Below are 15,110 nucleotides of genomic sequence, written 5' to 3' on the forward strand. Positions count from 1 at the left end.
TACATTTAAATTGAAGATATTTATTCCAGCCCAGAAAGATGCAAACCTATTTTTTGATGAAGTAATTACTAATTCAAAACACACTTATGATTTTAATAATTTTGATAAATACAATCCGACATACAAGATAGTATTAATTCATTGGCCAGAACAAATTTTTAATTGGAAAGAACCTTTAGACCAAGAATTAATAGCCTTAAGAAAAGCTATAAAAGTATGGAAAAAAAAATCGAGAATATTTTATGTAGTTCATAACCTTGAACGTCATCTAGGAATGACACCTAATTTCAAAGCATTATATGATTTAATAATCTATAATGCCGATGAATTTATTCATTTAGGCTCTTTTAGTGAAGAGTTATTTAAGACAATATATCCGTTAAAAAAACATTCTGTTATTTTTCACCCTTTATATAAAAATTCATTTGAACAATATTGTAAAAGCCTAGCACGGCAAAAATTAGGTATTTCAGAAAATTCCCTAGTAGTAATTTCTCCTGGAAAAATAAGATCACATGAAGAAGCGACTCTGTTAAAAGATACTTTTAATGAAGTAAAAAGAAAAGATAAGATTTTATTAGTGCCAAACATGTATAAAAAAGAACTAAAATTGGAATTTAAGGGTAGGTATTTACTCAAGAAAATAATAGATATTAAAAAAATAATAGAATATTTTCATAATGGATTACATTTAAAGAAATTCAGATTTAGTTTTTCTTTTGTGGACCGATTAACTTTAAGTTTAATGATGTCTGCTTCAGATGTTGTCTTTATTCCAAGAATAAAGAGTTTAAATTCGGGTAATATATTTTTGGGATTAACTTTTAAAAAAATAGTTGTGGGACCTAACATTGGTAATATAGGTGAGTTTTTAGATTTATTTGATTTTCCAAAATTTAATCCTAAAAATATTGAGGAAAGTAAAGTTGCTTTAAAGTCAGCAATAGAACTTTACGAATCTAATAGTTATAAATATATAAATGAAAAACTAGAGAATTTTTATCCTATAAACGTTGCAAAAAAATGGGACATGTTATTTAATGAAAGTTTAAAATAATGCAATCATTAGTATCAGTAATAATTCCAACTTTTAATCGAGCTCATTTAATTAGTGAGACTTTAAATAGTTTAATTAAACAAACTTATGATAATTGGGAATGTATTTTAGTGGATGATGGTTCTGCAGATCAGACAAAACATATCGTTTCTAGCTATGTAAAACAAGATTCTAGATTTAAATATTATTTAAGACCAGATAATTATTTATCAGGAGGGAATGGAGCTAGAAATTATGGTTTTCATTTATCTAAAGGTGAATATATTCAATGGTTTGATGATGATGATATTATGCTTAGCAATTATTTAGAATTTAAAGTTAGAGAATTTGATAACAATTCAGATTTTGTTATATGTACAGGTAAATATTTTAAAAATAATATAATTGATGATAATTCTATTCTTATTGATGTAAACAAAAATTTATTTTATGATTATATCTTGTTTCGATCTAAAATATTCACACCTTCAGTAATGTTTAGAAAAAAGTTTTTGAAAGATAAGTCTTTATTTAATCCAAATATCTTACGAGGTCAAGAGACAGAGTTTTTTTCTAGACTGTTTTTCAAAATAAAAAATGATCAATATCGAATTATCAAAATACCTCTGTTCTTATATAGGCAACATTTACAAACTAAATCATATTTAAATGAAGAATATGTTAGCATATTCAAAACTTCTGAAATATTTGTTACACTAGAAAATTTCAAAAGAGGATTATTAATAAAAGATTTAGAATTAATTCAATATTTTTATAGAGCGATAGTTAATATTCTTTTTAGAGCTATTGAAAATAAAGATTATACTAATATAAATTATATTTTTAAAGAACTAATACCCATATTAAATCCCATTAATAAAAGCTTAGCCATACAGTTAAAAATAATAGGTAAATGTTTTTTGATTCTTGGGCGTAGTATATATAGAATAGAAATGTATTTTAAAACTTATAAAATTAAAAGTGTCTGAAGATCCATTAGTTTCTGTAATTATCCCAACTTTTAATCGAGCTATGTATATAACTGATACTCTTGATAGTATTATTAACCAAACCTATACAAATTGGGAATGTCTTGTTGTTGATGATGGCTCTACAGATAATACAAAAGAATTAGTTTTAAAGTATACAGAAAAAGATTACAGAATTAAGTATCTAAAGAGAACAAAAGAGTTTTCAAAAGGGAGCAATGGTTCTAGAAACTATGGTTTGTCTCAATCTAAGGGTGAATATATTGCATTTTCGGATGACGATGATTTTTGGTTGAAAAATAAGTTAGAAAGGCAAATACCAATATTCAAGAAATACCCTGACGTAGGATTAGTTACTTGTGATATTGAATATGTTAATAGAGATGGTCTTCGTTCGGGACGTGTTATTTGTCAAACCGGAAATCATGGTTATATTTTTGAACAAATTTTATTTAAAAATAGGTTGTCTATGGTTACACCAATATTAAAACGTGAAGTTTTTAATAAAGTTGGTGAGTTTAATACAAATTTTTCAATATATGAAGATTGGGATTATTGGAGACGAGTAGCTTATTATTATCCATTTTACTCAGTAAAAGAGGTGTTAGCATGTTATCGTCTTCATGATAGTAATACAATGCTAAAAGTTAATAAGAATCCTTTTGAACAATATTATCGCTATAGAGCACTTACAAAAGCTTTATTAGAATGGGGAGATAATCGTTTTAAAAAATCAGATTATAAGTTAATTGCCCGAGTAGAATGGAAACGCTATAAACAGATACTAAATAACCATTGCCCAGGCTATATTAATAAATTAAAGCTTATACTTAAGATTAGTATATCTAATTTAGTCGAGGGTTTAAAGTTTATTGGCTTATTTTTACGATATGAGCTTTTAAATAATGATTAAATTTTTATATATGAATGAATAAAAGAATCTACAAATTTTCATTAATTTTTAATACTTTATTTATTATAATATCTCTGCTGTTCATATATAGATATAAGGAATATATCATCCAGAAATTAATCAAAAAATCAGGAGAAGCCGAAATAGTATTATTTGGCGACTCTATAATAAAAGGTGGTGATTGGACTGAATTATTGAATAGAAATGATGTTAAAAATAGTGGCTTCCCAGTATATACTACCTCACACTTAACAAGGATAATTAAAAGGAATGTTATAGAATATAATCCAAAAATATGCATTATTGGAGCTGGTATTAATGATATTAATGTAGGTGTTCCAATACAAAGGATAATGATTAACTATCAGAGTATGATAGATACATTACTAACTCATAATATAAAACCAATAATACAATCTACATTATATCAAGAAAATAACCCACATAATAAAATTTTAGTCGATAGTTTAAACTATTTTTTATATAATTATTGTAAGAAAAAATCGCTACACTATTTAGATATTAATTCAGAGTTATCATCAAAAGATGGATTAAAATCTGAATTTACCATAGATGGAACACACCTTACCAGAAATGCCTACATAATTTGGGGAAATAAAATTAAAGAATTATTGATAGAAATTGAAAGTTCAAGTGTTGCATATTGATTATTATTACTTAATGAAAGAAATTAAAACCTTAAGGTAAATCTAATTATGTGGGACAATAGTATTTAATACTAATGAGTGATAAAGAATTAACAACTAAAAAATATTGGGAAGCATACTATAAAAATAGTCATGTAAACAAACAACATATATTAACTGTTTGTTCTTATTATTCTCCAATTTGGGAAATTTTTATTTCAAATAGTGAAGTATCTAAAAGTCTTATTGAGATAGGAGGATTCCCTGGCCGCTATTTAGCTTATTTAGCTAATAGGTACAATATTGAACCAACCTGTCTAGACTATAATTCAGATCTTACTCAAATTGAAGGATCATTTATGGAAATGGATGTTCAACATTATCATATTATTAAAGAGGATTTTATAAAATTTAAACCGAAATTGAAATATGATTATGTAATGTCTAATGGGTTTATTGAACACTTTAAAAATTACGATGATATTTTAGATTTACATGTCAAATATATGTCAGAAAACGGTCGCTTATTGGTAATGATACCAAATATGAAAGGCTATATTCAGTTTTATAAATATTTAGTTGACTACAAAAATTTGAAGATCCATAATTTAAAATGTATGAAACTTAAAGTTTTTGAAGACTTTGCTGAAAGACATAATCTTTCCATCCTGCATTTAGGTTATTATGGTGGTTTCCCTCTAGGTATACATCAAAAAATCAATTTTTTGCAAAAGATTATTTATAAATTACATCGCTTAGTTTTTAAATATTTTGCTAATGATAAGTTAAAAAAATATCCTTCTAAATATTTTTCATCTGCGATAGTAGGTGTTTTTGAAAAGCAATAATATATGTGTGGATTCCTAACAGAATTTTGTTTTAAAGATACGATCTCTACAGAAGCAAATTGTTTTAAAGATATTTTAGCACTTTCAAAACATAGAGGTCCAGATGCAAGCCACGTTATAAGTGAATCCTATTTTCAATTAGGTTTTAACAGATTAGCGATACTAGATTTATCTGAGAATGGAAATCAGCCAAAGCAAAGTAAATCTGGTCGTTACCATGTTGTTTTTAATGGTGAGATATACAACTTTAAAGCCTTAGCTAAGCACTATAGTTTGTCAAGTATAAATTCTGCTTCTGACACAGAAGTACTTATCGATTTATTAGATGCAATAGGTATAAAGCAAACCATTAAAAACCTAAACGGAATGTTTGCCATTAGTATAGTAGATACAGTAACAAAACAGCTGTATTTAGCGAGAGATTTTGCAGGTATAAAACCTCTATTTTATGGTAAATCTAAGCATGGTATTGTAGCTGCTTCACAGTTTAACCAAGTATTTAAACACCAATGGCATAGCGATCAATCATTAAGATTAGATGTTGTAAAAGAGTATTTTGCATTTGGCTATATGCAAGCACCTAATACCATTTATAAAAATATATTTCAGGTTAATCCAGGAGAATTAGTTGAAATTAATATTTCTGGAGATATTAAAACTAAGACATTACTAAAGTTTCCTAAGACCACTGAGCATAAATCTATTGATTACTCTAGATTAGATAAAGCTATTAGTGATGCTGTAAATAGACAATTGGTAAGTGATGTACCTTTGGCTACGTTTTTAAGTGGAGGTATTGATAGTCCTTTAGTAAGTGCTTACGCAAAAGCCTCTAGGACCAATATTGAAGCGTTTACACTAAAGGTAAATGATAAAGGATTAAACGAAAGTGAATTAGCAAAGTCATATGCAGAGGCTTTAGAAATAAAACAACATATTATCTCTGTAGAAGAAAACAGTATTATAGATAGTATTAATGCTCATTTTAAAGCATTTTCAGAGCCCTTTGGAGATTATTCAAGTATTCCAACGTATGTGATTTCAAAAGAATCAAAGAAAAAACATACAGTAATGTTATCTGGTGATGGAGGAGATGAGTTATTTTTTGGGTATCCTAGAATGTTAGATGTTATAAATAAAAAGCATTGGTTTATACTGCCTAGAATTATTAGAAAACCTCTTATTAGAATTACAAATAAACTGGGTATTACCAATACATGGTCACCTTATTTAGATAGTTTCAATGAATTTATAATAAATAAACACACCCATTTGCCAAGCCAAGTTTTAGATAACGCAATACCTAAAACGGTTTTTTCAGATAGTTTAAAAATACTATATACTATTACTAATGGTAAAAAAGCTGCTATTTTACAACAGCTACGATGGAATGAATTTTATGCGCATTTACAACGTGTTCTTATTAAAGTAGATAGAGCTAGTATGATTAATAGTTTGGAAGTAAGAGTGCCTTTACTAGATAAAAATGTCATTGAAAACGCTTGGCAAACCACTGAAAACTTAAAATCTAAATCAGATTTAAAAAGGCCTTTAAAACAACTGTTATCTAAAAAAGTACCCGAAAATTTAGTTACAAAACAAAAAAAAGGATTTGCTGTACCATTGCATAAATGGCTTCAAAACGATTTAAAGAACGATGTTTTGGACATCGTTAATAAAACTAAATTTTATGGAGATGACGTATTTAATGCTCAATATTTAAGGCAGTATGTTAAAGACTATTACAATGCAAAGCATAATAATTTCTGGGGTGTTTGGCATATTTATGCTTGGCAAAAATGGGCGAAATTGCATTTGAATTAATTTATTAGTCACCAAAGTTCTTATATTCGTGTAGTAATGAATAAAGAGCTTAACATCCCTATATTACCCAAAGAACATCAATTTGCAAAAGTAAAGGCTACTCACGAATTGAATTTAGAGGCAATTTGCATTTTTATGGCAACCGGTTTTTTTTTAGATGATGATACGTATTGGCGAGATAATGTATGTCTTTTACCAGGTCATAATCACATTCTAGATGAGAATAATTTATTAATAGAAAGTAAATCGTGGTTTAATTGGCATTATAGTCCGAGAGATATTTCCTTTAATGATGCGCTCGGAGAATATAAGTATTTATTGCATACAATAGTAAAAGAGCAAGTGGGAGATTCTCCAGTTATTTTGCCACTTTCTGGAGGTTTAGATAGTAGAAGCCAAGCATTAATATTAAAAGATTTAAATAATCCTGTACATGCTTTTAGCTATTCATTTAAAGGAGGCTTTCCAGAACATAAAATTAGTAAACAGATAGCAGCGTTATTTGGATTTTCTTTTGAATATTTTCAAATCCAAAAAGGATATTTATGGGACGTGATTGATGAATTAGCAACAATCAATAATTGTTATTCAGAATTTACTCATCCAAGACAGATGTCAGTTCTTAAAGAATTAAGACAAATGAAAGGAATTTTTTCTCTCGGACATTGGGGAGATGTGTTGTTTGATAGAGGAGTTCCAGAAGGTACATTAGAAGAAGATGTTATGCCATTATTGTTGAAGAAAATGTTGAAACCTAAAGGCTTAGAACTAGCTGAGCAATTATGGAAAACTTGGCAACTTAAAGGTGATTTTATAAGCTATTTTACTTACAGAGTTGAAAAATCATTGGCCAAAATTAAAGTAGATAATATTAGTGCTAGAATACGAGCCTTTAAGACTTCCCAATGGGCACATCGTTGGACTACAACCAATTTAAGTGTTTTTGAAGCTGCTCATCCAATTACCTTACCTTATTACGATAATCGAATGTGTGAATTTATTTGCACGATTCCTGAAGAATTTTTAGCGGATAGACGCTTGCAAATTGCGCATTTACAAGAAAATAAAGTATTATCTAAGATTGTATGGCAAGAACAAAAACCGTTTAATTTAACAAATTATAAGTTTAATAAATCACCATATAATCTGCTTTATCGAACAGTAAATAAAGTACAGAGAGAGTTTAGATCAATATTTGGCAATCCATATATTCAACGTAATTTTGAATTACAATTTCAAGGTAAAGAAAACAATAAAATATTAAAACAATATTTGTTTAGTGTAGGTATGCAAAGTTTAGTTCCTAAGGAGATAGTCAAATATTTTTTTGATTCTTTCAACAGCAAAAATTATGTAGCTTATTCTCATCCAATAAGCATGTTATTAACGTTAGCTGTTTGGCAGCAAAAATTTAGAAAGTAACGTGAAATTATCTATAATAGTACCAGTTTATAATGGTGAAAAGTTTATTAATAGAGCCTATCAATCTATTATAAATCAAAAATTAGATGATATTGCTTATGAAATAATTTTTGTAGACAATAATTCTACTGATAATTCTTACAAGTTAATTAAAGAACTAAAAACTATTGATTCAAAGATTAGACTGGTAAAACAACCTCATCAAGGTGAAGCCAACGCGAGAAATAAAGGTGTGGCAGAATCTAAAGGTAACTATGTGTATCAATTAGATGTTGATGATGAGATTTATCCTGATGCCTTGAGAAAATTGATGGCCGTTTTAGATAATAATGAAGAAATTCATGCTGTTTTTGGAAAAATGGTAAAATCTACTAAAAGCCTTGATGAAACTGTTAAACCGGAAGATGAAACAAATGAAGTTATTTTAAAGCAGAAACCATTCTGGGGAATGGAATGGTTTTTAAAATTACAGACGGTTGTAGGTGAAGCTGCATTTATGCATAGAAGGATTGTATTTGATAATATAGGAAATTACAATACAAAAATATCTATGGGAACAGACACCGTATTTGATATTGAGTTAGGAATGACTCATAATGTGGCATTTATTGATACCTACATATATCTATATTACAAACATGCAGATTCAATAACTGAACAATCTAAAAGACAAATTAGTCAAGTATTTCATTTATGGTCAAGACTGGTTGAATATCACCTTCCATATTATTTAGCTAATGAAGTTCCCTTGGAATATAAATCACATCTTTTTAATCAGCTATTCAGCACACCTGCCAAAATTTTATACCATACTCCAAAATTTAGAGATAGAACGTTATTATTAAAGCAAATAAAAAAGCAAATATTACCTTATAAATTGACTTTTTTAATTCGATCATATTTAACGCTTATGGTTTATTGGCCAAATAAATATTTATTAAAATACTATGTTTATCGTTTGTCAAAAAGATATGTGAGAACACATTTTGATACGTTTTAGTAATTAATCTTTAGTATGCACTATTCATGATACGTCTATTTAAACATGCTTATAAAAAGTTAATTCTTAATATGTTGTATAACAAACATGTAAAGGATAATACTCTCATTATTAGCGATATAGATCAGGTTATAAGTGTACGTGGCTGCGCTGCAAAACCAAAAACGGTTAGAAAAAAGTTTGAACATTTAATGTTTTATTATCCAGATGCCGCGTTTATTTTTTTCTGGAGAATAGGATCAATTAGTAAATGGCCTTCAAAGTTATTTACCAAAAATTTCAATTGTAAAATATTTGGTAGCACTAAGATAGAAGGAGGTCTTCACTGCTTTCATCCATTTGGAACAGTGATTAATGCAAAAAGTATTGGTAAGAATTTTCAATTTAGAAATGGTTTAACCATTGGAAATAAAAACAATGATAATACTCAATTACCTATAATTGGAGATAATGTTACTGTTGGAGCAAATGTTGTAATAATAGGTGCTATTAATATTGGTAATAATACCGTAATTGGTGCAGGATCAGTGGTAGTAAAAGATGTGCCTGACAATGCCGTTGTTGCAGGAAATCCAGCAAAAATAATCAAGACGTTGTCACATGAATAAACGTATTCGCATTTTATTTACAATTTCTAACTTCAATACAGCAGGAAGTGGTAAGGTAGTTTATGACTTGGTTAGTGGCCTTGATAAAAATAAATTTGATGTAGAGATTGCTTGTGGTAGTGATGAAGGTGATTTTTTTAAAATTGTAAAAGCATTAGGATTGCCTATTAATATCTGTAAAACTAAAACTCCATTAAGACCATATTATTCATTAATACCTAGGATTTTAAAAATAGCTAGGTTTTATAAAAAACAGAATTATCATATTATTCATTCTTGGGAATGGAGTAGTGACTGGACAGAAGTTTTAGCTGCACGCTTTGCAGGAGTAAAATGGCTATATACTAAAAAAGCTATGGGTTTTAAAAGTAAACATTGGAAGATAAAAAGCTATCTGGCAGATTTTATAATAACTATAAATGATGAAATGCAAAACTATTTTCCCTACAAGAAAGCACAAGAATTAATCCCTTTAGGCATAGATTCTGAGTATTATTCTCCTACTTTTTTTGGTAATAAAATTTCTAGTATTAGTTCAAATTTTGAAATAATAACAGTGGCAAATTTAGTACCTGTAAAGGGGATTGAAGTATTAATACGTGCCTTACACAATTTAAATGATTCAACTTATCAACTTACTATACTCGGAGATTACAAAAATGATTATGGTACAGAATTAATACAATTAGTAGAAAAACTAAATTTGGAGCATCAAGTACATTTTAAAGGTAAGCTATTGGATGTAAGACAAAGCATTTCGGAGTCTAATTTATATGTTATTCCTACTTTAAATCAAGGGCGAAAAGAAGGAATGCCAATGGCTCTTGTAGAGGCTATGTGTATGGGTATTCCAGTGCTTGGTTCTGATATTTCAGGTATTAATTATGTACTTAAAGAGTATACGGATTTATTGTTTTCGCCAGGAGATAGTAAAGATTTAAGTTTGAAAATTAAAAATATCAGACAAATGTCTATTAACGAAAGAGCACAATTAGGTGAATCACTAAGAGACTATTGTCTTACTAATTTTTCGATGAATAGTTTTATCAAAAGTCATGAACTACTTTACAAAAGGCTTCTTAAGAGATAAATTATGATATTTAATTCCTTAGATTTTGCCTTATTTCTGCCAATTGTATTCACACTTTATTGGTTGATTCAAAACTATAACTTAAAGCTGCAAAACTTACTCATTGTTGTAGCAAGTTATATTTTTTATGGATGGTGGGATTGGCGTTTTTTAAGTCTTATTTTATTTAGCACTTTAGTTGATTATTCAATAGGCATTTATCTCAATAAAACAAGCGATAAGACTAAACGAAAAATGATGCTTTATACCAGTGTTTTAGTAAATATTGGTCTGCTTGGGTTTTTTAAGTATTACAATTTTTTTGTAAGTAATTTTGTTGATTCTTTCGCTTTTTTTGGAGCTAAAATAAAGCCTAACACCCTTAACATCATATTACCAGTTGGAATTAGTTTTTATACGTTTCAAACGCTGAGTTACACTATTGATATTTACAAGAATAAATTAGCGCCAACTAAGGACTTCATAAGTTTCGCAGCTTTTGTTAGTTTCTTTCCTCAACTAGTGGCTGGACCTATAGAAAGAGCTACAAATTTATTGCCACAATTTTATACTAAAAGAAATTTTGATGCAAAGAAATCGATGGATGGTTTTCGTCAGATTCTTTGGGGTTTATTCAAAAAGGTAGTTATTGCTGACAATTGTGCCAGATACGTTAACCTTATCTTTGATAATTATGAAGCATACTCCGGAAGCACCTTATTTTTAGGAGCGATGTTATTTGCTTTTCAAATTTATGGTGATTTTTCTGGTTACAGTGATATTGCTATAGGTGTTTCTCGATTATTTGGTTTTAATTTAAAGCAAAACTTTGCCTTTCCTTATTTTTCAAGGGATATAGCAGAATTTTGGAGAAGGTGGCATATTTCATTATCAACGTGGTTTCGAGACTATGTATACATACCATTAGGTGGATCAAGAGGTTCTAGATGCAATAAAATAAGAAACGTATTTATTATTTTTATTGTAAGCGGTTTTTGGCATGGAGCGAATTGGACTTTTATTGTTTGGGGAGCTTTAAATGCACTGTATTTTTTACCACTATTATTGCTTAACAGAAATCGCGTAAATACCAATGTGGTAGCAGAACACAGTATTTTACCAAGTTTTACTGAAAGTTTCAAGATGTTGATCACTTTTCTACTTACTACCTTAACATGGGTTTTCTTTAGGTCAGATTCTGTAGCTTCAGCAATTGATTATTTATCGAACATTTGTAATGCATCAATTTTCAGTAAACCTCTTGCGCTAGAGTCTTATCTATATATATTTATCTTGTTATTCATATTAATAGAGTGGAGAGGAAGAAGGGAACAATACGGTATAGAGAAGCTTTGGTTAAATAAACCTTGGCCTCTACAATGGGCTTTTTACTATATGCTTGCAATGCTTATTTTTCTGTATGGTGGAGAAGCCCAAGAATTTATTTATTTTCAGTTCTAGTTATGAAATATTTTGTTTTTAAAATAGCCTTGTTCTTTTTTACAATTTTATTGTCTATTATTTTCTTGATTGATAAACGAACTAGTTTTTTTGTACAGGATTTTAAATCAGCAACAGGTAAATATGATATTGTTAATTTAGGAACGTCACATGGAGGAGGAATAAAGTATGATGTTATCAACGATTCTGTTTTTAGAGGGCACGGTTTTCAACGAGCGGGAAATACCTTGTATTATGATCTTCAAAATTATAAGTTCCTTAAGCCATACTTAAAAAAGGAAGCAATTGTAATTATTCCTCTGTCTTATTTTTCTTTTGGGCTGGATGAAAATAGAACAGATTATAGAGATCCAAGTTCATTTGTTAATGAGTTTTATTTTTATTTACCTAAAGAGTCTATTTATAACTATACGCATAGAAAAAAAGTAGAAGCCTATTTAAATAAAGCAAAGGCAAATTATAATAGCGTAGTAAATGAACGTTTTTTTATTCGAGAACCTAGTCCAGCTAGTTTACTAAATATTCATGAGCATGTTGATTTTGCTGTTCAAAAGCATAGAAGAATGGGTGATTATAGTGATTCAGAAAAAAATGTTGCTTATTTAGGTGCATTATTGGAAGATATTTTACAAAATAATTTTAAACCAGTAATATTAACAACTCCTTATTTTGAAGGATATAATTCTCAATTTGGAGACGTTTGGTTAAAGGCTAATTATTATGATTTTATAGATTTGATATTAAAAAAATATGATGTAAAATATTTAAATTATTCTAATGACCAAAGAATTTCTAATAATGTCAACCTTTTCCATAATTCAGATCATTTGAATCAGAAAGGGGCAAGATATTTTAGTAGAATTTTATTTCAAGATTTAAAAGATTTAGGAATTTTGAAAAGAGAATAATAAAGCTTTTTGAAAAAGTATAAACCCATAGAATAAAGATGTATTTAAAGTAAATTAAACATGCTATTCAATTCCTTAGATTTTATTGTTTTTTTACCAATAGTCTTCATAACATATTGGTTAGTAATTCATAAATCTTTACAGTATCAAAATTTATTTTTAGTGATTTCCAGCTATGTATTTTATGCTTGGTGGGATTATCGATTTTTAGCACTAATAGTTTTAAGTACATTAGTAGATTTCATTGTTGCCAAAAAAATTAATTCTCAATCTCAAAAATCGGTCGCTAAAAAATGGTTACTGTTAAGTGTTGCCGTTAATCTAGGCTTGCTTGGATTTTTTAAATACTGTAATTTTTTTATAGAGAGTTGGGTTGATGCTTGGGAAATTTTAGGTGTAGATATGCAAGCTTCAACGCTCAATATTATCTTGCCTGTTGGTATATCGTTTTATACGTTTCAAACATTAAGCTACACTATTGATGTATATAGAAAAAAGATAGAACCAGTATCAGATGTTGTTCAGTTTGCTGCTTTTGTGTCTTTTTTTCCGCAACTTGTGGCTGGTCCAATAGAACGTGCTAAAAATTTACTACCACAATTTGGCGTAAGTAGAGTATTTAATACCAAGTTTGCCTTAAGTGGTTTTTATTTAATTATTTGGGGATTATTCAAAAAAGTAGTTGTTGCAGATAATTGCGCGTTTTTTGTAAATCAAATTTTCGAAAACCCAGAATTGTATTCTTCGGTAGAATTATTGTTAGGATCTATCTTATTTGCTTTTCAAATTTATGGTGATTTTTCTGGGTATTCAGATATTGCTATTGGTGTAGCTCGTTTATTTGGTTTTTCATTAATGGTTAATTTTTCATTTCCTTACTTCTCAAGAGATATTGCTGAATTTTGGAGGCGATGGCACATTTCATTATCTACATGGTTTAGAGACTATGTTTATATACCTTTAGGAGGCTCTAGAGGGCAAAAATTTAATCAGTTTAGAAATGTTATGCTAGTTTTCTTGATAAGTGGTTTTTGGCATGGAGCAAACTGGACTTTCATAGTTTGGGGTGCAATACACGCTTTATTGTTTCTGCCACTAATGTTTACTGATACTAATAGAAAATATACAAAGACTACAAAGATGGTAGTTTACAACATTCCGAGTATACTAATGACCTTTATTTTGGTTTGTTTAGCTTGGGTATTCTTTAGGGCAGACTCAATGAGTATAGCCACTAATTATTTGGTGCAAATGTTTAGTTTTATAGACTTTAGTTATGATGTATTTATTAAAAATTCTAAATCTTTTCTCTTCAGTATAATTTGTATTATTAGTATTTTAATTATGTTAGGTTTTGAACTTGTTAGTGTGCAAAACAACCAAAAGGAGGTAAGATTGAAACCTTATACAGCTATTTTTGTAATCTTGTTAATAACATTTATGGGTGTATTTAAGAACCCTTCAAACTTTATTTATTTTCAATTTTAGATGAAGCAATTTTTTAGAAAAATATTTGTAGTAGTTCTGATATCATTATTGTTGCTTTTGGTGATATCAAAACTTAGTTTATGGTCGCTAAAAAAATCAACCTTTTATAAACCTGCTTTCGTAACTAATGGACTAATGTATAATGAGTACGATTATATTATTCTAGGTTCTAGTACTGGTTTAACTACAATAAATACTATTCAAATAGATTCTCTTATTAAAACAAAAGGTGTTAATCTGTCTATGGATGATACAGCTATGTCCACTCAATATTTAATGCTTCAGCATTTTTTGGTAGAAGGTCATACCACCAAGCTTTGTATTATATCACCAAGCAATTCAGCTTATAATACATTACATACTAAATTGAATACTAATGATTATAGATTTTTAAGCCATATAGATAGACCTTATGTGTATGATTATTATGAGCAGTTTAATGATAGTGAGTCAAAGATTTTAAGTGTATCTAAATGGCTACCATTTGTTGGTGTAGGCTATTATAATGCAGAATTATTTTATCCTTCATTGCTAAGTGCAATTAAACCTATAAGAAAAAATAAATTTGATGAATATGGTAATTATACCTATCCAAATAACACTAATGCTAAAAACTTTATAACTCAAAAAGTAAATATGGATATAAACTTTTCTAATCCATATTTAAATAAAATTTTAAAGCTATGTAATGATAATAACATTAAGCTTATTTATTACATATCGCCAATGAAAGATAAATCAGTCAAAATTAAAGAAACATACAATAGCATTATAAATCATTCAAATGTTTTAAAAACCTCAAATCTGTTTTATGATAACATTCATGTAACAAAACAAGGTCGAGAAAAATGTAGTAGTTTTTTAGCTAAAGAGTTAAAAGCTATGCTTAACAATTAA

Annotated in this window: 14 protein-coding genes; all 14 read left to right on the top strand. The window is 28.4% G+C overall.

Annotated elements, in window-relative coordinates; all coding sequences use genetic code 11:
* The first annotated feature begins 10 nt into the window (after positions 1-10).
* The 14 genes from RM697_RS01700 (at position 11) to RM697_RS01765 (ending at position 15,110) form a co-directional block, all read left to right on the top strand.
* Positions 11-1,057: a hypothetical protein gene (locus tag RM697_RS01700; RefSeq protein ID WP_311426110.1), complete on the top strand. Its 1,047-nt coding sequence runs from the start codon at positions 11-13 to the stop codon at positions 1,055-1,057.
* Positions 1,057-2,025, top strand: a complete 969-nt coding sequence (locus RM697_RS01705) for a glycosyltransferase family 2 protein (RefSeq protein WP_311426111.1) — start codon at positions 1,057-1,059, stop codon at positions 2,023-2,025. Before RM697_RS01700 ends, RM697_RS01705 begins: the two co-directional genes overlap by 1 nt.
* Positions 2,018-2,938 (top strand): glycosyltransferase family 2 protein, encoded by a 921-nt coding sequence (locus tag RM697_RS01710; RefSeq protein WP_311426112.1) that lies wholly within the window; start codon positions 2,018-2,020, stop codon positions 2,936-2,938. The genes RM697_RS01705 and RM697_RS01710 overlap by 8 nt, the downstream gene beginning before the upstream one ends.
* Positions 2,939-2,952: 14 nt before the next feature.
* Entirely contained in the window at positions 2,953-3,606 is a 654-nt protein-coding gene (locus tag RM697_RS01715; protein ID WP_311426113.1) for a GDSL-type esterase/lipase family protein, read from the top strand.
* Between the two features lie 74 nt (positions 3,607-3,680).
* Positions 3,681-4,433, top strand: coding sequence for a class I SAM-dependent methyltransferase (locus RM697_RS01720; protein ID WP_311426114.1), 753 nt, complete (start codon positions 3,681-3,683; stop codon positions 4,431-4,433).
* 3 nt (positions 4,434-4,436) lie between these two features.
* Positions 4,437-6,257, top strand: a complete 1,821-nt coding sequence (gene asnB, locus RM697_RS01725; RefSeq protein WP_311426115.1) for an asparagine synthase (glutamine-hydrolyzing) — start codon at positions 4,437-4,439, stop codon at positions 6,255-6,257.
* 36 nt (positions 6,258-6,293) lie between these two features.
* Positions 6,294-7,679, top strand: a complete 1,386-nt coding sequence (locus tag RM697_RS01730; protein ID WP_311426116.1) for an asparagine synthase-related protein — start codon at positions 6,294-6,296, stop codon at positions 7,677-7,679.
* 1 nt (position 7,680) lies between these two features.
* Entirely contained in the window at positions 7,681-8,679 is a 999-nt protein-coding gene (locus RM697_RS01735; protein WP_311426117.1) for a glycosyltransferase family 2 protein, read from the top strand.
* A 26-nt stretch (positions 8,680-8,705) separates the two neighbouring features.
* Positions 8,706-9,287, top strand: a complete 582-nt coding sequence (locus RM697_RS01740; RefSeq protein WP_311426118.1) for a serine acetyltransferase — start codon at positions 8,706-8,708, stop codon at positions 9,285-9,287.
* Positions 9,280-10,377 (top strand): glycosyltransferase, encoded by a 1,098-nt coding sequence (locus tag RM697_RS01745; protein WP_311426119.1) that lies wholly within the window; start codon positions 9,280-9,282, stop codon positions 10,375-10,377. Before RM697_RS01740 ends, RM697_RS01745 begins: the two co-directional genes overlap by 8 nt.
* Positions 10,378-10,380: 3 nt before the next feature.
* On the top strand, positions 10,381-11,817 hold the full coding sequence (locus tag RM697_RS01750; protein ID WP_311426120.1) for an MBOAT family O-acyltransferase: 1,437 nt from the start codon (positions 10,381-10,383) through the stop codon (positions 11,815-11,817).
* Between the two features lie 2 nt (positions 11,818-11,819).
* Positions 11,820-12,725 carry a hypothetical protein gene (locus RM697_RS01755; protein WP_311426121.1) on the top strand — a complete coding sequence of 302 codons (906 nt, stop codon included), beginning with the start codon at positions 11,820-11,822 and terminating at the stop codon, positions 12,723-12,725.
* Positions 12,726-12,785: 60 nt separating this feature from the next.
* Positions 12,786-14,213 (top strand): MBOAT family O-acyltransferase, encoded by a 1,428-nt coding sequence (locus RM697_RS01760; RefSeq protein WP_311426122.1) that lies wholly within the window; start codon positions 12,786-12,788, stop codon positions 14,211-14,213.
* 135 nt (positions 14,214-14,348) lie between these two features.
* On the top strand, positions 14,349-15,110 hold the full coding sequence (locus RM697_RS01765) for a hypothetical protein (RefSeq protein ID WP_311426123.1): 762 nt from the start codon (positions 14,349-14,351) through the stop codon (positions 15,108-15,110).

Origin of the sequence: Microcosmobacter mediterraneus (genome assembly GCF_031846265.1) — a bacterium.
Lineage (GTDB): Bacteria > Bacteroidota > Bacteroidia > Flavobacteriales > Flavobacteriaceae > Microcosmobacter > Microcosmobacter mediterraneus.